The organism is Streptomyces sp. NPDC007095 (assembly GCF_040634475.1).
In the GTDB taxonomy this organism is placed as follows: Bacteria; Actinomycetota; Actinomycetes; order Streptomycetales; family Streptomycetaceae; genus Streptomyces.
Genome location: NZ_JBEYFS010000107.1, coordinates 20,274 through 38,488, shown reverse-complemented (window position 1 = coordinate 38,488; position 18,215 = coordinate 20,274). Strand labels below are relative to the sequence as shown.

The window sequence follows — 18,215 nt, the reverse complement described above, 5'->3', positions numbered from 1 at the left end:
CGCTGAGGTGCCGGGGGCGGACGAGTCGGGAGCCTCGGGCGCATCCGGCTGCGCGGCCTGGGAGGCGGACCGGTCCGGGGCGCTGCTCGTCGGCCGGTTCCCGGCCCTGCCCCGGTCCTCGCTGTCGTCGTCCGACGACGAACCGATGGCCGCGACGGCGACACCGCCCAGGGTCACGCTCGCCAGCAACACGGCGAACGTGGCCTTCAGAGAACGGCGTACGCGCCGCTGCTCGCGCGGTCGCCAGTCGTCCCGCCGCCGAGTACTCGCGGCGTGCGCGCCGTTGTCCCGCGCGGCACGGAATGCGGCGACGGCCTGCGCCTCCGCCTCGGCGTCGTCCGCACGGCCGCGCACGGCGGCGGCGAGCAGCACTTCCAGGGCAGGTCCTTCCGAAGCGGGCGCCTGGGGAGCCGGAGTCCGCGGAACCTTCACGGCGGGCTCTTCGCTCGGGGAACTCGCCGGGTGCGCGACCCGACGGTCGGGGGTTCCGCCGTCGCTGTGTCGTTCACCCATGTCCGGTTCCGTTTCCCTCTCCACCCGACGGCGTCCTGCCGCGCGGCGAGTCCTTGCCGTTCATCCCGACTCCCCCAGCTTCCAGGGGCGCTCGTCCGTCACACTCTCGGCGCCGAGCTGCCGAGCGAGCCTCTTCAGTCCACGGTGGGCGGCGGCGCGCACCGCGCCAGGGCGCTTGCCCAGCACCCGCGCCGCCGCAGGCCCGTCGAGGCCGACCACGACCCGCAGCAGCACGGCCTCGGCCTGGTCTCGTGGCAGCCGCGAGACCAGCTCCAGGACGTACTCCGTGGAGAGGGTCTCCAGCGCCTCGTCGTGCGTGCTGTGCGTGCTCGGCAGCTCCAGTACGTCCAGTTCGAGCGTCGTCCCCCGGGGCCGTACCTTCAGCCGCCGCAAGAGGTCCAGCGCCCGGTGCCGGGCGATGGTCGCGGTCCAGCCGCGAAACCCGGCACCGTCCCCGCGGAACCGCCCGAGGTCCCGTGAGATCTCCAGCCACGCGTCGGACGCCACGTCCTCGGCGTCGTCACCGACGATCCCGCGGAGGTATCCGAGCAGTCCGGGCTGCACGATCCGGTACGCGACCGCGAAGGCGGCCTCGTCCCCGTTCTGCGCCCGCGCGACGGCCTCGCCCAGCTCCCCGTCGTAGGCCTGCACGCGGTGGGATTCCCCTCCCTGGCCCAACACTGTCCTCGTTCGTGCGAGTTCATCCCGATTCACGCTGTCCGACGCGACTGGCCACGCTCGAACGCCCCTGTGGCCATCAGCGTCAGGCCTCACAGAAATGTCACAGCCCGTCAGGCGTGCCATCCGCCCCGCACGCCTCTTTCACACCTCACGCGCCGCTCGCGGCCGCCCTCCACGCGCTTCTCAAGCCGAGCGCCCCCCGAAGGCCACCTGCCGGTCCGCCCCTCGGGCGACGCGCCCATGCAACTGCAAATAGAGCATCCGGACGGACTCCCGCTCCCCCGCCTCGAAACGTTTCACGACCTTGCCCAGCGGGTTCCACACGCGCCCGTCCGGCATGCGTACGCCGACGGGCTGGCCGAACAACTCCCGCTGGTCGGCGCACAATTCGATCCACTGCGCCCCGGCGCGCCGTACGAGCACTTCACCCGTGTAGGCGCCGAGCCCGAACAGCACGTGCTGTACGTCGGTGCGCTCGGACTTCCCCTTCCGCAGCCCGTCGACGATGAAGTCGACGACCCGCAGGCTGTTCACGGAATAGTCCAGCGGCAGTCGGTTCCGCGCCGTCACCTGCCGCACGAACTGTGCCGCGTGCCGCCGCATCCACGCCTCGGCCGGCGTCCGCTCCTCCACGACTCCCTGCCCCCTCGTCCCCATGTCCACATGGCCCCGTACATCCGGGGCACACGCCCCGGGGCGTGGTCACGTCCCGGTCCACCAGACCCAGCGGGACGAGGACGCCGAACATCACGCGTGACACGCGTGACGAACGTCATGGGGCGGGGTTCTCGGTTTCGTACAACCATTCGCTTCACTCACGCGTCATCAGACGCTTCACGCGTCGCGGGGCGCTCAGGAACCATCTCGGCCGTACCGGCCGGACTGTGACGCGGTCATCCCGCCGATCAACCGATGGCGATCCGCGGATGCGCGCCCGGCTTGATCCAGGCCATGATCCGGTCCATCGTCGCGCGCGACACCGAGACGCATCCGGCCGTCGTGCCCTGCCCGTTGACGTGCAGGAAGATCCCGGCGCCGCGACCGGGCGTCGCCGGCCAGCGGTTGAAGTTGATGACGAGCGCCTTGGCGTACTGGGTCGGGTGGTTGATGAGGTGTTCGCTGCCCCGGTCGCAGGTGGCTCACCGACGGCCGGAGATCCGCCCGTCGGAGCCGGGTCCGGTGCGTCCACGCGTGTCGGGGCCCTTAAAAGGGCGCCATGAACGACACGTCCCCGTCGTGCACGCGGAGCACGTACACCGTGAACAGCGCCTGGTTGACGTAGATCAGGCCGGTCACGAGTGCCAGTGCCACGAGCGGGGAGACGGCGCGGCCCGCCACCCTGACAGGATCGGGGAGGCGGGCCAGAGCACGCGGGGTCAGCGCGAGGGCCGCTACGACCGACGCGAGAACCGCGGCGTCCACGAGTACCTTCACAGCCATCAGCCGTTGATGTACACCATTCCCGAGCACATGCAGGATGCTCCAGTCGTCAGTTCTGGTTCACGGGCCAGACTGCCGCCGGGTCGCAGTGGGCCGGGCAGGCCTGCAGGTAGACCTCGTTGCCGAGGAACAGGAGGTAGGTGTCGGCGTGGATGGTGTAGGGCTGCTCCGGCAAGCCGGGGTGGACGTCGAAAGACCAGCCCTCCGGCACCTGGCAGAGGTACACCAGATCTGCGCCGCACGCGCACCGGTAGTACTCGGGAAACTGCGCCCAGGACGGCGTACCGCCCACCTTGAACCCGGGGGCTCCTCGCCCATGCCGGTCGAGGGTGTCCGCCAGAGGCCGCAGCGTCAACGGCAGGGCGCGCACGGACGGTTCGCGATTCCGCGTCGGCCGCGTCGCGTGGCGCTGGAGCAGCACACGCCAGAACGGACGCGGGTAGGGCGGCTGCGGAGCGTCCCAGTACGCGGGCACGAGCCGGCCGTCGTCGGTCATCTCAGGTTCGGACGCGTCGTTGTGAGCGCGGCAGTGGAAGACCAACAGGTGGTCTCCACCGAACGGCTCCACGTTCGGCGGTATGTCGAACTGGAAGAACAGCGCCAGCCGCTCGCCGCAGAAACACTCGGGCCACTCCTGGCCGTCGTCGAGAAAGGGCCAGCCCCCCACCGAGTTCCGCGCGGGCCGGTCCAGCGGCTCGGCTCCGACGTCGATCGCGTAGCCGGGCAGCACCGCCCGCATCTCGCTCACTTCATTCTCGATCATCCGCTCACCTCAAGGTTGCTGTAGCAGTAGCTCCGCCTGGCCGAGGATCAGCATGTCCGCCACGAAGCACGTGACGTCACCGTCCGCGTCCCGGCCGATCCACACGGGGTAGGAGCCGTCGCCCCGGCCGCTCGGGTAGGCGATCAGGTTGGTGCCGGTGGCCGGGTCGTCCACGGTCGCGATGCCGTTGTCGTCCTCGGCCTGCGTGCCCGCGACCTGGCCGTCCCGGAACCGCCGGCCCAGCTCCTCGGCCATGGTCGCGTCGACGAAGGCGCCGGTGCCCGCGTCCACTCCGAAGCCGTAGAACTGCCCGTCTCGCAGGACGCGTTCGTCCTGGCCGTCGAGCAGCGCCGACTCCCAGTGCACTGCCGGCTGTTCGGAGACGAGTACGCGGACCACGGTGTACTCGTCGTAAATCGGCGTCCGGCCCCGACTCTCGGCCGTGTACGCCGCGCAGGCGAGCTGCACGGGGTAACTCCCGGGCGCCACGGTCACCGTGAACCCGGCGTCCTGCTCGCACTGCCCGTACGTGGGGTCGCGCGCCACCAGCCGCCCGCTCGGCAGCCGCAACGTCCCGGCCGCGATCGGATCCCAAACGGTGTACTTCGCCTCATCAGGCTGCTTTTCTTGCTGCTGCGGCGCCGGAGGGCAGGGCCACGCTCCCGGCGAACACGCCACGGTCGTCCGCCCGCACCTCCTGGCTCACCGTGATGTCACCGCCCTGGTACGGGATGAGGAACGTGTACGCATAGCGGTGCGAGGTGAGCCGGTAGCCGTGCGCGGCGTCCAGGTCCCATGTCTCGGTGAAGCTCTTGAGCGTGATCCGGCTGTCGGTCGCCGTCACCCCGGCATCCCGCAGCTGAACCAGCGCGGGCTCCATCTCCCGCACCGCCCGCTTCAGCGCTGGACGGCTACGGGCAGCCGACAACTGCCAGCCGGAAGCGGTGACCTGAAGCCGCACGTCAGCCCCGCCCGCCCCGGTACGGCTCACTTGCGCGCTCTTGGCGTACGCCGCGAACGCGTCCAGGTCGGCCACGGGATCCTCGACATCATCGGCGATGTCGCGATCGGACAGCGGCCCCTTCTTCCAGGCCTCGCCGCCCTCCTTGACGTAACCGGTGCCGCCGACGACGTACACCACCTCGGACTTGCGGACCCCCTTGCCGGTGGTGATCGTGCCGGTCTGCTGGAGCGCCTCAGGGGCGGTGGTGCGGTGCGCGGTCGCGGCGTACGTGGCGGTGGACGGCGCCTGCCCCGCCATGACGAGGGACTCGCTGCCGTGCACGGCGAACGTCCACCCCTTCTCGGCGCTCATGGCCTGCCGGGCCCGGGCGACGAACTGGGCGGCCGTTCTCGGCTTCGGCGCGGACGGGGGCCGCGATGTCCTCTTCGGCTCGGGCTGGGCCTGCGCTGTCCGCGAGGACCCGTGACTCCCCGACGACTTCCGGCTGCCGTCCTTCGGGGAACACCCGGCTGCGGTCACGGCAGTCGCGACCAGCGCGACGACGACAGTACGGCGCCCACGCGCGCTGAAACGTATTCCGGACGGCACGAAGCAACCCTTCGGCAGGTTCGACAGGGACAGGGAGTGCGATGGCGGCCCGGTTATACAGCAGTTTCGCGACGGGATACGAGCACGGGAACCTTCCGGACGAATCGCCCGATCGCCCTCAGGAGTGAACGGCCGTTGTCACGCGTCCTTCGTCGACGCGTTCAAGGGCAGCGCCCTGCCCCGCGCTCGAACGGGTCGGCAGGACGGGGAGTCAGGCCTGCCGGTCCGGGCTCCACGCGTAGGTCATGGGCCCTGTCTCCACAACCTCGCTGGGCCAGGTCCGCCGGACGTGCCCAAGGCGCTGAAGGTGCTCGCCGACCCAGTTCTCCTCCGGTCGGATCCGCAGCATCGTGGTGAGGCGGCCGGGATCGTGGAGGGATAGGGCCAAGGAGCGCGAACGGACTCGCGGGGCAGGCAGGGACGGTCGACGAGCCCAGCGGGGTCCGGGCGAGCGGCGCCCGCTTCGGAGCGGCCCTCGCGACCGGTGACTTCGACGGGGACGGCGGCGACGACGACATCCTCGCCGTCGCACCGGGCGCGGCGCGCGCCCGGGCGATCGACGGCGCGGACCGCACCCTCTCCGCGCCCGTCCAACTGGTCTCCGAAGGCGGCGCGTTGAGTGACACGGACATCGCGACCGGAGACTTCGACCACGACGGCTACGAGGACGCCGCCCTCACCTTCCGTACCGCGGGCGGTGCCACGCCCCTCGTCGTCCTGCACGGCTCGGCGACCGGCCTGCGCACCGACGCACCGGCCGTTCCCGACGGTACCGGCGGGCGGGCCCTCGCCTCGGCCGACCTGAACGGCGACGGCTACGCCGACCTGGCCGCGGGCCGCCCCGATATGGGCGACGGTGGGGAGATCTCCACGTTCCACGGCTCGGCGGACGGCCTCACCACCATCGGGGCTCCGGTCGTCGGGCGTGCCGCGATCCCCTGAGGCGAGTCCGGCGACCGGCTGGGCGCCTCGCTCGCGGCGGCAGGACAGGGCCTGGCCTGAGCCAGGCCAGGGTCCACGGCAGGACACGGCTCGGTACACCGACGGGGGCGTACCTGGGACAGACGCTGACGCCGTGGTCCCGTACGGCACCCCTTCTCGGAACCGGTGGTCAGCCCTTGCTGTCCACCGGCTCCGGCACGGGTGCCGGTCGCCCCACGGGGGCCGGCATCCGGTCCGCGTTCACCACGATCCCGGCGATCAGCGCGGCCAGCAACAGTGCTCCCATCGCCCACCAGGTGGCCACGTTGAAACCGTGCACGGCGGCCCGGGAGGCGAGGGCGCGACGGTCGACGCCGGGGGCCGCGTGCGCGGTCGCGTACCGGGTCGTCACGCTCGCGGCGATCGTGTTGAGCAGCGCCGTGCCGATCGAACCGCCGACCTGCTGGGCGGTGTTGAAGGTGGCGGAGGCCGCGCCCGCGTCCCGGGGCGCGACGCTGACCGTGGCCAGCGAGATGGAGGTCATCATCGCCGTACCCATGCCGAGGCCGAGCATCAGCATGCCGGGCAGGATGTGCGAGGCGTACGCGGGTGCCACGCCGACCTGCGCGATGATCGCCAGCGCGCCCGCGGCCAGCAGCAGCCCGGGGACGATGAGGGCGCGCGGCGGGACCCGGTTCAGGAGGCGGGCCGCGACCTGCGTGGAGCCGGTGATCATGCCGACGGTGATGGGGAGATAGGCGAGTCCGGTCTTCATCGGCGAGTACCCGAGCACGCGCTGCATGTAGTAGGTGAGGAAGAGGAAGACCCCGAACATCCCGATGGTGACGAAGAGGATGGTGAGGAACGCCCCGACCCGCTGCCGGTCCCTGACCACCGACATCGGCAGCAGCGGCACCCGGGCGCGGGTCTGCCAGAGCCCGAACACGCCGAGCAGCACGACCCCGGCGGCCAGCAGTCCGAGGACCAGTCCGTCGCCCCAGCTCCTCGACTCCGCCTCCGAGAAGCCGTAGACCAGCGAGAGCATTCCGGCGGAGCCGAGCACCGCACCCGGCACGTCGAGGCGCGCGTCCTCGTAGCGGCCGCCGCCACTGAGCACCGCAAGGGCACCGGCGAACGCGACCAGGGCGATGGGCACGTTGACGTACAGGCACCAGCGCCAGTCCAGGTACTGGGTGAGGAAGCCGCCCGCGAGCAGCCCGAACGCCGCGCCCGCGCCGACGATCGCGCCGAACACGCCGAAGGCCTTGCCGCGTTCCCCGGGGTCGGTGAACGTCGTCGTGAGCAGCGACAGGGCGGCGGGGGCGAGCAGCGCCGCGAACACGCCCTGGAGGGCGCGCGCCCCGAACAGCATCCCGGAGTTCGCGGCCGCGCCGCCCAGCGCGGACGCCGCGGCGAAGCCCAACAGGCCGATCATGAAGGTGAGCCGGCGACCGGCGAGGTCGGCGATCCGGCCGCCGAGCAGCAGCAGTCCGCCGAAGGCGAGGGTGTACGCGGTGATGACCCACTGCCGGTTGCCGTCCGACATGTGGAGGTCGGTCTGGGCGGAGGGCAGAGCGATGTTCACGATGGTCATGTCGAGGACGACCATCAACTGGGCGAGCGCGATGACGACGAGCGCCCACCAACGGCGGTTGTCGGCCACGAGGCCTCCCGGGTCCGGCGGTTGCCCTCATGTTCACTCCGGAGACCGCCGTTTGGGAACGGTCGCGTACCTTAAGAACCGGCAATCTCGCCGCCGTTCGGCACGCTCCCCCGTTGTCCGACGGCCTCGCGGCACAGCAGCCGTAGCGAGCCGTCGCCCGCGTAGCAGCGGCGGGCCTCGTCGACGGGGTCCCACAGGCGCCCGTCGGGGGTGCGCAGCCAGTGCTCGCCGCCCGTCTCCCACCACTCGGCGCCGGCGCACCGGACGACGACCTCACCGGCGTACGCGCCGAAGCCGCGCAGCACGGTGTGGACGGCGGCGTACGGCGCCCCCTCCCGGCGTATCTCCTCGATCAGCCGGTCGACGCGCCACAGACTCTGCGCCGAGTAGTCGAGGCGCAGCCGGGCGCCCTCGCGCATCGTCGCGACGGTGTCCGCGGCCCAGCGCACGGGCTTGGTCGCGGCGGTGGGCCTGGTCGCCCGGATCGGGTTCGCACTCGTTGCGTTCACACTCGGAAGAGCGCCTTCCGGGCGGGATTCGTCACGCGTTCCTGGCGCCTTCGCGACACCGGCCCAGGACCCCCATCTCCGGCCCCAGGACGGTCACAGGAACCCCTCAGGGAAACAGGTTTACGACCGTCCGCGCGCCCGGCGTGACACCACCGCGCGCAGGACGCGCCGTCCCTCCGTCGACACCGCCAGGGCGGGGCGCAGTCCGCCCGCGCCGCGGCCCGCGAGCAGTTCCAGGACGGTCACCTGGCGGCGCAGTTCGGCCGCGACGAGGGGGCCGTCGCCGTCGGCGGCGACATCGAGGAGCCGGTGGATCTGCAGGGCCGCCGCCGAACAGGCGTCGGCCCAGGCGCGCAGGGCGGACGCGCAGGGGTCGTCGGGGGCGGCGGCGAGCATACGGCGGGCGAGTGCGGCGGCGCGGTCCTCGTCACTCACGGCGGCCTCGGCCCCGGGGCCGGAGTCAGGGACCGGGCCGGCGTCGGCGTCGGCAGAGTCCAGTTCCGCCCGTGCCTTGGCGAGCCGTTCGCCCCAGGCGTCGCCGTCCGCACCGCCGTCCGCGAGGCTCGACCAGAGCGGCCGCAGGACCTCGTCGTCGCCGCCCAGCAGGGGCACGCACCGATCCAAACAAGCCAGCCCGCTCGCTGCCAGACCACGCTCGTCGGCCTGAGCGATCAGGTCCACCAGGCTCATCACGCCTCCCTCGACAGGGCGCTCCCGCTTACGGAGCCCGCACTTTCCCTTACTGCGTGCTCCGGAGCGGGAGTGTCACAGGGGCACCACTCCGAGCCGGTCGAGGAACCGGAAGAGAAGGTTTTCGGCCAAGGGGTCGGCATCCGCGGTCAGCACGGCGAGCAGGGGTTCGGCGACCACCGTGTGCCCGGCCTCCGCGGCCCAGGCGACGGCCCGTGCGGCGGCGTCGGAGGGCTCCCGGAAGTAGTCGTCGACGGTGAGCCCCTCCTCGCTCTGCCCGAGATGTGCGGCCATCGCCGTGCGCGCCAGACAGGTCGTCCACGCGCCGCTCCCGGGACCGGCCGCCTCGACGACCACGCAGTCGCTGTTCATGACGTACCCGAAGAGCGCGGGCGCGCCGGTCTCCCGGGCGAGCGTGTTCATGCTCCCGACGCCGCCGTCACCGCTCGGGTACTCCCAGACCTGCCAGCCGTCGGGCGCCGTGGTCCGCAGCACCATCCCGTGCGCTGCGCCCAGCGCGTCCAGCTCCGATAGCGGCCGCTCGCTTCTGCCCACGACGTAGTAGCCCCAGTAGCCCATGCCGGTTCCCCCCGGTGGTGTTTCGGTTCGGCCGCGCCGAATACACCACAGGGGTCAGGGAGTTGGCCAGGGAATCAGCCGAACCGGCGCGCCGCCTGCCCCCAACGGCCCAACGCCGACCGTCAGCAGTCGTGCCTGACGGGCGCCTGGACCGGCTCTCCGGACGGGACCGGGCCGCGCAGGGCCTTCTCGTTCTGCATCCGGGTCAGGCGCAGGACGACGAGGATGGCGAGCCCGGCGGCCACGACGCCGGTGACGTCCGCGAACAACACGTCGCCCGCGGCGACGTAGAGCTCCGCGGCGGTCTCGGCCTTGCGGTAACTCTCGAATCCGCTCCGGCCGACGAACAGCGTGATGGTCCACATCGCCCACCAGGCGTTGACGAGCCGGTGCGAGGTGCGGGAGCCGGCGGGACGGCTCGCGTCCCAGGTGTTCAGCATGATCCGGCGCGGGAACCAGAAGTTCACCACCGGCACGAACCAGCCCCAACCCGTCCAGGCGCGCCCCAGTTCATGCCCGAACGGGTCGAACATCTCGGCGTTGATCCGCACCCGGTAGAACCAGACGAGGTAGAAGACGACCGTGGCGGCCAGGGAGGCCAGCTGCACGACCCCGGCCGCGGCCATGACCGAGTCCGCGTGGTCCGCCTCCCGCTGGACGGCCTCGCCGACCCCGCCGTCCAGGATGGTGCCCGTGACGTCGTACACCTTGACGCCCGCCCAGATCGCGAAGAGATCCACGGCGACGACCACACCGAGCAGCACCGCGACCGCTCGCCCCAGGCCCACCGGCGAGCGCAGCCGGGCAACCCCGTGCGGCGGCGCCATGGTGCCCCCGGGCACGGGCATGGGCGTACTGGACATGAAAACCCCCCGAATCACCGGCACGTGAGACCGCGTCGGCACAAGAAGCCGGGCGCGCCCCTCCCCAAGGCACGCCCGGCACAAGAATCAAAGGGAAGATACGCCTCAGCCCAGCCGGTTCGCCAGGCTCTTGAAGTCCGTCCAGGACAGCGCGGGCCGACCGGGATCCCACAGCTTCTGGATCGTGGCGCGCAGCGGCATCCTGATCCCCGCCGCCACCTGGTCCTGGGTCTGCGAGTTCGCGCGGTCGGACCAGACGGCGAAGCTCCCGCCGAGGATCTGGCCGTCGTACTTCGCGGGGACCGGCGTGGTGCCGCGGACGACGAGCGGGGTCCACTGCTCGTAGATGCGCTGCCCGGTCGGGTAGACGAAGGTCTGCGGCTCACCGAGGACGTAGTAGAGGTACTCGTCGTTGTAGTTGATGAGCTTGCGGCCCGCGCTCAGGTACTCGACGGGCGGGCGCGCGCCGAGCTCCTTGCCCGTCCAGTACGCGACCTCCAGGTCCTTGTCCGCCTGGACCGTGCCGCCGCGGAAGAACCCGTCGTTCCAGGCCCGTGCGGTCCGGCCGTGGCCGCGCACCACCTGGGCACGGTCGTTGAGCCAGCCGGTGGTGAGGTCCGCGACGGTGGCGCCGGGGCCGTAGGCCTGCTTGGCGGCGGCGGCCAGCTGCGGGAAGGAGGTCGACGGGCTGGCCACGGTCAGCGCCTGGTACTCGTCGCCGCCGAGGTGCCAGTACGGGCCGGGGAAGAGGCCGGCGTACTCGTTCAGCAGGTCGTCGACGATGCTCGCCGCGGCGGGCTTGGAGATGTCGACGGTGCCACGCGGGGTGGCTCCCGAGACGCTGCGCAGCTGGAGGTCGGGGTGGGCGGCGATCACGGCGCCGAGGTGGCCCGGCGAGTCGATCTCGGGGACGACATGGATGTGGCGGCTCTCCGCGAGGGCGAGAATGTTGCGGACGTCCGTCTTGCTGAGGTGGTCCTTCGACACGATCTCCGGGTGGGTGTCCGACTGGATGCGGAAGCCCTGGTCGTCGGAGAAGTGCAGCCCCAGCTCGTTGTACTTCAGATCGCCCAGTTCCCGGATCCGGTCCTCTATCCAGGCCGCGGAATAGGGCTTGCGCGCGATGTCGAGCATGAACCCGCGGCGCGGCTTGGCGGGCTGGTCGCGCACGACGCCCTCGGACGCCGTACCGCCGCCGTGCACCTCCTGCTTGAGGGTGCGGGTGCCGTAGAAGACGCCCGCCTCGCCGGGCGCGGAGATGGTGACCCGGCGGTTCTTGACGGTCAGGGTGTACGACTCCGGGTCGGCGCCGCTGGTGTTCAGGCGGAGCTCGACGTCCCCGTCCTTGGCCGCCGTCTGCCCGGCGTACGACAGTTTCAGCTCGCCCGCGAGCAGCTTCCCCTCGTCGGCGAGGCCCGCGTCGTCGACGACCACGCGGGCGCCCGAGGCGGGACGCCAGCCGGGGCCGCGCGCCGGGGTGTGCTCGCGTACGGCGGGGATGGTGCGCGGGGTCTGGGAGAGCGGGTACGTCCGGGTCGGCGTGGGAGACGGCGGGGGCGCGGACCCGGCCGCCGTCCGGTCCGGAGCGACGCTCGCCCCGGTCGGCGCGCCGGTGTCGCCGGACGGCCACAGCGAGACGGTCGCCACCACGGCACCGGTCACCGCAGCCACGCCGACCGCTATGAGTACCGGCCGCTTCCCGTCCTGCACCGGCGCCCGTCGTCGCCTGCCCGTGCTCACCGCACCACGCCCTTCGCTTCGGTAACCGAGGCCCACACCCTGTCGTACGCATCGAGCGCCCCGTACACCTCACGTCGTACACCCCCGGATGTTCCACGGTCCCCCTCTCCACGTCACCCGTCCACCGCAGGTTCCGAAACTCTCCCGTCCGGGTGAAATTCGGGCATCCGTCGGACACCTCCCGTCAATCGTCGATAACGTGGTGGCACAACTCTCACTTCTTCCCCTGCCACACCACACGTGACGTTCACAGGACGTCACGGCATCCCGCCGACATCCCACCGCCGAGGACCCACGCTGCCTGCGCACCGTCTTCCACGCCTCCCCGGCCAGGTCGCCCTACCAGAGCAGAAGAGCGTGCCGTCGTCCCCGGCGCGCCTGGAGCCGTTCAACTCCGCACCCGCCGACTCCGTCGTGCGCGCGCTCCTGACCTGCTGCCGCAGCCTGCGCTGGGCCCACCGGCTGGCCGATCACCGGCCCTACCCGGACCTGGACGCCTTCCTCGCTGCGGCCGACGAGGCGGCCTACGACCTCACCCCGGCCGATCTCACCGAGGCCCTCGCGGGCGAGTCCCTCACACTGCTCCCGGACGGCGCGTACTCCGCCGCCCACACGGCCCTGAGCGCGGCCCACGCGGCCTACGAGAGCCGATTCGGGCACGTGTTCGTCATCTGTCTGGACGACTTCTCCCCGGAGGAATCACTGGATCAGGTACTCGTCGGAATCCGGTCACGATTGACAAACGATCCCGAAGAGGAGCGGCTCGTCGCGGCGGAGGAGCTGCGCCGTCTGGCGAGGGGTCGCCTGACGCGCCTCCTCGGGGACGCGGGGCCCTGGCCCGTCCGGAATAGCCCGAACGTGCCTGATTGATTGCCAGTTTGATCACATAGATAGGGCCGCTGTAAACGTTCCGACAAGTCGTCGCTACGATGGCCAGGGCCGGTGGACCGTACCCGGCCGGGCCGACCGACACAGAAGCCGGCAGGCCCCAATCCCCGCTCCCGGAGGGTTCTTCCGTGCCGGCTGGAACGCTGTACCGCGGCCGGGAAGGAATGTGGTCCTGGGTGGCTCATCGAGTCACCGGCGTCCTCATCTTCTTCTTCCTGTTCGTACACGTGCTGGACACCGCTCTCGTCCGTGTCTCCCCCGAGGACTACGACAGGGTCGTGTCCACGTACAAGAATCCGATCGTCGCGCTGCTGGAGTACGGCCTCGTCGCCGCCATCCTCTTCCACGCGCTCAACGGCCTGCGCATCATCGCCGTCGACTTCTGGTCGAAGGGCCCGCGCTATCAGAAGCAGATGCTCTGGTCCGTCGTCGGTATCTGGGTCGTGCTGATGATCGGGGCCCTGTACCCGGTCCTCGGTCACGCATTCCGCGAAGTCTTCGGGAGCTGACGCCGATGTCCACCACTGAGACCGCCGCTTCCGGTATCGGCCCCGTCGAGGGCGCGGGTGAGTTCTCCGCGTACAGCGTCGACAACCCGGCGCCGTTCATCGAGGCCCCGCGCAAGCGCACCAAGAAGACCCCGAAGTCCACCCGTGGCAACTTCGAGATGTACGGCTGGCTGTTCATGCGCCTGTCCGGCATCGTGCTGGTCGTCCTGGTCATCGGCCACCTGCTCATCCAGCTCGTCCTCGACGGCGGTGTCTCCAAGATCGGCTTCGCGTTCGTCGCGGGCCGCTGGGCCTCCCCGTGGTGGCAGGCCTGGGACCTTGCGATGCTGTGGCTCGCGATGCTGCACGGCGCCAACGGCCTGCGCACGGTCATCAACGACTACGCGGAGCGCGCGAACACCCGGCTGTGGCTCAAGGGCCTGCTCTACACCGCCACGGTGTTCACCATCCTGCTGGGCACGCTGGTGATCTTCACCTTCGACCCGAACATCCGCTAGGCACGGGGCTGAGGTAACCGACTCATGCAGATCCACAAGTACGACACCGTCATCGTGGGCGCCGGCGGCGCCGGCATGCGCGCCGCCATCGAGGCGACGAAGCGCAGCCGCACCGCCGTGCTGACGAAGCTCTACCCCACCCGCTCCCACACGGGCGCCGCGCAGGGCGGCATGGCCGCCGCGCTCGCCAACGTGGAGGAGGACAACTGGGAGTGGCACACCTTCGACACGGTCAAGGGCGGTGACTACCTGGTCGACCAGGACGCCGCCGAGATCCTGGCGAAGGAGGCCATCGACTCGGTCCTCGACCTGGAGAAGATGGGCCTTCCCTTCAACCGGACGCCCGAGGGCAGGATCGACCAGCGCCGCTTCGGCGGTCACTCCCGCAACCACGGCGAGGCCCCGGTCCGCCGGTCCTGCTACGCCGCGGACCGCACCGGCCACATGATCCTCCAGACGCTGTACCAGAACTGCGTCAAGGAGGGCGTGGAGTTCTTCAACGAGTTCTACGTCCTCGACCAGCTGATCACCGAGGTCGACGGCGTCAAGCACTCGGCCGGTGTGATCGCCTACGAGCTGGCGACCGGCGAGATCCACGTCTTCCAGGCGAAGGCCGTGATCTACGCGTCCGGCGGCACCGGCAAGTTCTTCAAGGTGACCTCCAACGCGCACACCCTGACGGGTGACGGCCAGGCGGCCGTCTACCGTCGCGGGCTGCCGCTGGAGGACATGGAGTTCTTCCAGTTCCACCCGACCGGCATCTGGCGCATGGGCATCCTGCTGACGGAGGGCGCCCGCGGTGAGGGCGGCATCCTCCGCAACAAGGACGGCGAGCGCTTCATGGAGAAGTACGCGCCGGTCATGAAGGACCTCGCGTCCCGTGACGTCGTCTCGCGCTCCATCTACACGGAGATCCGTGAGGGCCGCGGCTGTGGTCCCGAGGGCGACCACGTCTACCTCGACCTCACGCACCTCCCGCCGGAGCAGCTGGACGCCAAGCTCCCGGACATCACGGAGTTCGCGCGCACCTACCTCGGCATCGAGCCCTACACGGACCCGATCCCGATCCAGCCCACCGCGCACTACGCCATGGGCGGCATCCCGACGAACGTCGAGGGTGAGGTGCTCAGCGACAACACGACCGTCGTGCCGGGCCTGTACGCCGCCGGTGAGGTCGCCTGTGTGTCCGTGCACGGCGCCAACCGCCTCGGCACCAACTCGCTCCTGGACATCAACGTGTTCGGGCGCCGTGCGGGCATCGCCGCCGCCGAGTACTCCGCGAAGGCCGACTACGTCGAGCTGCCCGAGGACCCGGCCTCGCAGGTCGTCTCGCAGGTCGAGCACCTGCGCAACTCCACGGGCACGGAGCGGGTCGCCGCGCTGCGCCTGGAGCTGCAGGAGTGCATGGACGCCAACGTGATGGTGTTCCGCACCGAGCAGACGATCAAGACGGCGGTCGAGAAGATCGCCGAGCTGCGCGAGCGCTACCGGAACGTCTCGATCCAGGACAAGGGCAAGCGGTTCAACACGGACCTCCTCGAGGCCATCGAGCTGGGCAACCTGCTCGACCTGGCCGAGGTCATGGCCGTCTCCGCGCTCGCCCGCAAGGAGTCCCGCGGCGGTCACTACCGCGAGGACTACCCGAACCGCGACGACGTCAACTTCATGCGCCACACCATGGCGTACCGCGAGGTCGGCGACGACGGCACCGAGTCCATCCGTCTCGACTACAAGCCGGTCGTCCAGACCCGCTACCAGCCGATGGAGCGTAAGTACTGATGGCTACCCCGACCCTCGACAAGGCGGACAGCGCCGGCCAGCCCGAGGCGGGCTTCGCCGACTCGCCGTACATCACCGCCACCTTCCGCATCCGCCGCTTCAACCCCGAGGTCGCGGCCGAGGCGGTCTGGGAAGACTTCCAGCTGGAGATCGACCCGAAGGAGCGCGTCCTCGACGCCCTCCACAAGATCAAGTGGGACCAGGACGGAACCCTCACCTTCCGTCGGTCCTGCGCGCACGGCATCTGCGGCTCGGACGCCATGCGGATCAACGGCAAGAACCGCCTCGCCTGCAAGACGCTGATCAAGGACATCAACCCCGACAAGCCGATCACGGTCGAGCCCATCAAGGGCCTGACGGTCCTCAAGGACCTCGTGGTCGACATGGAGCCGTTCTTCCAGGCGTACCGCGATGTGATGCCCTTCCTGATCACGAAGGACACCAACGAGCCGACGCGCGAGCGTCTGCAGTCCGCCGAGGACCGCGAGCGCTTCGACGACACCACCAAGTGCATCCTGTGCGCGGCGTGCACGTCGTCCTGCCCGGTCTTCTGGAACGACGGCCAGTACTTCGGTCCGGCCGCCATCGTCAACGCGCACCGCTTCATCTTCGACAGCCGTGACGAAGCGGGCGAGCAGCGCCTGGAGATCCTCAACGACAAGGACGGCGTGTGGCGTTGCCGCACCACGTTCAACTGCACGGACGCCTGCCCGCGCGGTATCGAGGTCACCAAGGCGATCCAGGAAGTGAAGCGCGCGCTGATCACGCGTCGCTTCTGACGCTTCTGTCGGCTTTCGCACCAAGAACCCCGCCTCCGTACAAGCTACGTACGGAGGCGGGGTTTTCTTTCCACATTTGACCGTATACCGTCAATCCGATCCCTCTGCCACACTTCGAACCCCGATGTCCACCTCAACGGGGGCGGCACGGACAAAGCGAAGTTCGACCCTGCCCTGCACGTCGGATATCCAAAGCCACTCGGGCTCGTACACGCCGCAGATGTGGCTCTCACCATCGCAAGCTCTCGGGCCAGGAGGCCATCGACCTGGCCGCGGAGCTCAAGGCACTGCTCTGCCAGGACTGACCGCTCCCTGACCTCCTCGGTACGACGTGCGCCGCGGCGCCGTCCCCCGGCCCGCTGGAACCGGGAGACGGCGCACAGCGATGGCAGACGGTGGCGGGAGCGGTGAGGTCGAAGACCACATGCATCAACCCGGAGTACGCCTGGGCGGCGATGACCGCCCCTTTGTACGCGACGGCTGCGAGGACGAGGGCCACCAGCGGAAGCCAGCGCGCACCGGACTCGTCGTACAGCCCGGCAGCCAGAGCGGCGGCGAGAGCCAGAAAGGACCAGCACAGGTTGACCGCTGCGTCGAGCGCGTCCCGCGTGGAGCGCAGGGACTGCGACAGGCGGTCGGACACCTGCATGTAGATGCGTGGCCAGGCGGACAGGGTGGCCAGGCCGTAGCGCTCACCCGCGCTCAGCTCGCCGGCACGCAGGGCATTGCCCACCTCCGTGGGCAGCAGAACCTCGACAGGCGGCCGGGCCGCCAGGCGCCGCAGGGCATCGGCGGAGGCCGCACCGGGGCGGGACGCCTTGTCGCGCAGCGCCAGGTGGCGACGTCGCTGTATCTCCACAAGCACGTCGGCCACTCGGGCGGTTGCCGGCCAGCGGTCCCAGTACCCCTCCAGCACGCGTACGGCCCGGACTTGAAAGGGCTGGAGGAGCAGGGCCAGCAGCCATGCGCACGCGGTCGGCGCCAGCAGCGCGACGACCGTGGCGCCAGGGCCGGCAGGAAGCACCCGGGCCCAGTCGCTGTGCCCCGTGAAGCTCCCGGCGCGCACAAGGCTCCAGAAACCGCCGACGAGAAGCCCGCACGGCACGAAACCGACCATGAGCAGCCGCCGCACGAAGCCGCCTCCTCATACGCCCCGAACGCCCCCGAGTCCCCACCAGTATGGACACAACCGCCCGTCTGTACAGACGATCAGCCCGGCACGGTACCGGAAAGCGGATCGACGGCGAGCGCGCGGTCGCCCTCGAAGGAGACACTGCGCGCTCGGCCTTGCACCACCCGGGGGACCCGCACGGTCAGCCACCGGGCTCCCGGCGCGGCCCGTACCTAATCTGATGGCATGTCAGATGATGTGTCGTACGAGCTGCTCGGTTTCGACAACGTACTGCTGCCTGTCGGGAACCTCGGCGTCGCGGTGGAGTTCTACGGGCGGGCCGGCATTCCGGTGGCGTTCCGGCTGGACGAGGCCGGGATCGCGCTGCTGAAGGTGGGCAAGGAGACACCGGGGCTGTTGCTGCGACTGGAGGAGGAGCTCGGCCTCCGGCCGCCGGTGTGGGCCTCGGCGCGGGTGTGGCTGGAGGTCGGGGACGCGCGGGCCACGGCCGACGCGCTGGCCGCGGCGGGCATCCAGCCGCTCGCCCCCGTCTTCCCGGTCGCCACCGGCTGGACCGTCGAGATCGCCGACCCGTGGGGCAACGTCATCGGCTTCACGGACTACGGCAAGCGGCCCGAGCTGGGCCGCCATCAGGCGTGACGCCTCTCACTCCACCCTTCACCCCACCCTGACTTGAACATGTTCAAAAGGAGGTCTACATTCCTTCTCGACAGCGTT

Annotated in this window: 20 protein-coding genes and 2 pseudogenes; 7 read left to right on the top strand and 15 right to left on the bottom strand. The window is 70.5% G+C overall.

Annotated elements, in window-relative coordinates:
* From ABZ656_RS31455 to ABZ656_RS31420, 8 genes and pseudogenes are all read right to left on the bottom strand, one after another.
* A pseudogene (locus ABZ656_RS31455) lies at positions 1 to 513 on the bottom strand (hypothetical protein); the annotation flags it as partial.
* 60 nt (positions 514 to 573) lie between these two features.
* On the bottom strand, positions 574 to 1,191 hold the full coding sequence (locus tag ABZ656_RS31450; protein WP_180362035.1) for an RNA polymerase sigma factor: 618 nt from the start codon (positions 1,189 to 1,191) through the stop codon (positions 574 to 576).
* Between the two features lie 186 nt (positions 1,192 to 1,377).
* The gene (locus tag ABZ656_RS31445) at positions 1,378 to 1,797 is read right to left on the bottom strand and encodes a hypothetical protein (protein WP_101403698.1); all 420 of its coding nucleotides are present in this window, start codon (positions 1,795 to 1,797) and stop codon (positions 1,378 to 1,380) included.
* 302 nt (positions 1,798 to 2,099) lie between these two features.
* A pseudogene (locus tag ABZ656_RS31440) lies at positions 2,100 to 2,324 on the bottom strand (L,D-transpeptidase family protein); the annotation flags it as partial.
* A gap of 73 nt (positions 2,325 to 2,397) precedes the next feature.
* On the bottom strand, positions 2,398 to 2,634 hold the full coding sequence (locus ABZ656_RS31435) for a hypothetical protein (protein WP_101400258.1): 237 nt from the start codon (positions 2,632 to 2,634) through the stop codon (positions 2,398 to 2,400).
* 49 nt (positions 2,635 to 2,683) lie between these two features.
* Positions 2,684 to 3,397: a hypothetical protein gene (locus ABZ656_RS31430; protein ID WP_360272184.1), complete on the bottom strand. Its 714-nt coding sequence runs from the start codon at positions 3,395 to 3,397 to the stop codon at positions 2,684 to 2,686.
* A 9-nt stretch (positions 3,398 to 3,406) separates the two neighbouring features.
* On the bottom strand, positions 3,407 to 4,075 hold the full coding sequence (locus ABZ656_RS31425) for a DUF4241 domain-containing protein (protein ID WP_360272181.1): 669 nt from the start codon (positions 4,073 to 4,075) through the stop codon (positions 3,407 to 3,409).
* On the bottom strand, positions 4,011 to 4,712 hold the full coding sequence (locus tag ABZ656_RS31420; RefSeq protein WP_101400256.1) for a hypothetical protein: 702 nt from the start codon (positions 4,710 to 4,712) through the stop codon (positions 4,011 to 4,013). The genes ABZ656_RS31425 and ABZ656_RS31420 overlap by 65 nt, the downstream gene beginning before the upstream one ends.
* Positions 4,713 to 5,564: 852 nt before the next feature.
* Between ABZ656_RS31420 and ABZ656_RS31415 the strand changes: the two genes are divergently transcribed.
* Positions 5,565 to 5,891, top strand: coding sequence for a VCBS repeat-containing protein (locus ABZ656_RS31415; RefSeq protein WP_360272178.1), 327 nt, complete (start codon positions 5,565 to 5,567; stop codon positions 5,889 to 5,891).
* Between the two features lie 169 nt (positions 5,892 to 6,060).
* Here the strand turns inward: ABZ656_RS31415 and ABZ656_RS31410 are convergent, their stop codons facing one another.
* The 6 genes from ABZ656_RS31410 to ABZ656_RS31385 form a co-directional block, all read right to left on the bottom strand.
* Positions 6,061 to 7,533, bottom strand: coding sequence for an MFS transporter (locus ABZ656_RS31410; protein WP_360272175.1), 1,473 nt, complete (start codon positions 7,531 to 7,533; stop codon positions 6,061 to 6,063).
* Positions 7,534 to 7,604: 71 nt separating this feature from the next.
* Positions 7,605 to 8,042, bottom strand: coding sequence for a hypothetical protein (locus ABZ656_RS31405; protein WP_101400253.1), 438 nt, complete (start codon positions 8,040 to 8,042; stop codon positions 7,605 to 7,607).
* 120 nt (positions 8,043 to 8,162) lie between these two features.
* Complete coding sequence (locus ABZ656_RS31400; RefSeq protein ID WP_360272172.1) at positions 8,163 to 8,732, bottom strand: hypothetical protein; 570 nt, start codon at positions 8,730 to 8,732, stop codon at positions 8,163 to 8,165.
* A gap of 75 nt (positions 8,733 to 8,807) precedes the next feature.
* Positions 8,808 to 9,311 carry a hypothetical protein gene (locus ABZ656_RS31395; RefSeq protein ID WP_360272169.1) on the bottom strand — a complete coding sequence of 168 codons (504 nt, stop codon included), beginning with the start codon at positions 9,309 to 9,311 and terminating at the stop codon, positions 8,808 to 8,810.
* Between the two features lie 122 nt (positions 9,312 to 9,433).
* Positions 9,434 to 10,159 carry a DUF4328 domain-containing protein gene (locus tag ABZ656_RS31390; RefSeq protein ID WP_360272166.1) on the bottom strand — a complete coding sequence of 242 codons (726 nt, stop codon included), beginning with the start codon at positions 10,157 to 10,159 and terminating at the stop codon, positions 9,434 to 9,436.
* 120 nt (positions 10,160 to 10,279) lie between these two features.
* Positions 10,280 to 11,845 (bottom strand): glycoside hydrolase family 20 protein, encoded by a 1,566-nt coding sequence (locus tag ABZ656_RS31385; protein ID WP_360272163.1) that lies wholly within the window; start codon positions 11,843 to 11,845, stop codon positions 10,280 to 10,282.
* 426 nt (positions 11,846 to 12,271) lie between these two features.
* On the opposite strand from ABZ656_RS31385, the gene ABZ656_RS31380 reads away from it, so the two are divergent.
* The 5 genes from ABZ656_RS31380 to ABZ656_RS31360 all read left to right on the top strand — a co-directional run bounded on the left by ABZ656_RS31380 (position 12,272) and on the right by ABZ656_RS31360 (position 16,366).
* Positions 12,272 to 12,784 (top strand): 2-oxo-4-hydroxy-4-carboxy-5-ureidoimidazoline decarboxylase, encoded by a 513-nt coding sequence (locus ABZ656_RS31380; protein WP_360272160.1) that lies wholly within the window; start codon positions 12,272 to 12,274, stop codon positions 12,782 to 12,784.
* Positions 12,785 to 12,930: 146 nt separating this feature from the next.
* Complete coding sequence (gene sdhC, locus ABZ656_RS31375) at positions 12,931 to 13,311, top strand: succinate dehydrogenase, cytochrome b556 subunit (RefSeq protein WP_079064942.1); 381 nt, start codon at positions 12,931 to 12,933, stop codon at positions 13,309 to 13,311.
* Positions 13,312 to 13,316: 5 nt separating this feature from the next.
* Positions 13,317 to 13,808 carry a succinate dehydrogenase hydrophobic membrane anchor subunit gene (locus ABZ656_RS31370; RefSeq protein ID WP_054233701.1) on the top strand — a complete coding sequence of 164 codons (492 nt, stop codon included), beginning with the start codon at positions 13,317 to 13,319 and terminating at the stop codon, positions 13,806 to 13,808.
* A 24-nt stretch (positions 13,809 to 13,832) separates the two neighbouring features.
* On the top strand, positions 13,833 to 15,587 hold the full coding sequence (gene sdhA, locus ABZ656_RS31365) for a succinate dehydrogenase flavoprotein subunit (RefSeq protein ID WP_101400248.1): 1,755 nt from the start codon (positions 13,833 to 13,835) through the stop codon (positions 15,585 to 15,587).
* Entirely contained in the window at positions 15,587 to 16,366 is a 780-nt protein-coding gene (locus ABZ656_RS31360) for a succinate dehydrogenase iron-sulfur subunit (protein WP_075028383.1), read from the top strand. Before sdhA ends, ABZ656_RS31360 begins: the two co-directional genes overlap by 1 nt.
* Before the next feature lie 229 nt (positions 16,367 to 16,595).
* On the opposite strand, the gene ABZ656_RS31355 is transcribed toward ABZ656_RS31360, so the two are convergent.
* Complete coding sequence (locus tag ABZ656_RS31355) at positions 16,596 to 17,498, bottom strand: hypothetical protein (RefSeq protein ID WP_360272155.1); 903 nt, start codon at positions 17,496 to 17,498, stop codon at positions 16,596 to 16,598.
* Positions 17,499 to 17,723: 225 nt separating this feature from the next.
* On the opposite strand from ABZ656_RS31355, the gene ABZ656_RS31350 reads away from it, so the two are divergent.
* On the top strand, positions 17,724 to 18,137 hold the full coding sequence (locus tag ABZ656_RS31350) for a VOC family protein (protein WP_101400247.1): 414 nt from the start codon (positions 17,724 to 17,726) through the stop codon (positions 18,135 to 18,137).
* Positions 18,138 to 18,215 lie beyond the last annotated feature (78 nt).

Bases quoted from the DNA above. Each gene is read 5' to 3' on its own strand.
- ABZ656_RS31360 (WP_075028383.1), top strand. From the start codon at position 15,587: ATGGCTACCCCGACCCTCGACAAGGCGGACAGCGCCGGCCAGCCCGAG.
- ABZ656_RS31370 (WP_054233701.1), top strand. From the start codon at position 13,317: ATGTCCACCACTGAGACCGCCGCTTCCGGTATCGGCCCCGTCGAGGGC.
- ABZ656_RS31420 (WP_101400256.1), bottom strand. From the start codon at position 4,712: ATGAGCGCCGAGAAGGGGTGGACGTTCGCCGTGCACGGCAGCGAGTCC.
- ABZ656_RS31430 (WP_360272184.1), bottom strand. From the start codon at position 3,397: ATGATCGAGAATGAAGTGAGCGAGATGCGGGCGGTGCTGCCCGGCTAC.
- ABZ656_RS31400 (WP_360272172.1), bottom strand. From the start codon at position 8,732: ATGAGCCTGGTGGACCTGATCGCTCAGGCCGACGAGCGTGGTCTGGCA.
- ABZ656_RS31390 (WP_360272166.1), bottom strand. From the start codon at position 10,159: ATGCCCGTGCCCGGGGGCACCATGGCGCCGCCGCACGGGGTTGCCCGG.
- ABZ656_RS31445 (WP_101403698.1), bottom strand. From the start codon at position 1,797: ATGCGGCGGCACGCGGCACAGTTCGTGCGGCAGGTGACGGCGCGGAAC.
- sdhA (WP_101400248.1), top strand. From the start codon at position 13,833: ATGCAGATCCACAAGTACGACACCGTCATCGTGGGCGCCGGCGGCGCC.
- ABZ656_RS31350 (WP_101400247.1), top strand. From the start codon at position 17,724: ATGTCAGATGATGTGTCGTACGAGCTGCTCGGTTTCGACAACGTACTG.
- ABZ656_RS31435 (WP_101400258.1), bottom strand. From the start codon at position 2,634: ATGGCTGTGAAGGTACTCGTGGACGCCGCGGTTCTCGCGTCGGTCGTA.
- ABZ656_RS31395 (WP_360272169.1), bottom strand. From the start codon at position 9,311: ATGGGCTACTGGGGCTACTACGTCGTGGGCAGAAGCGAGCGGCCGCTA.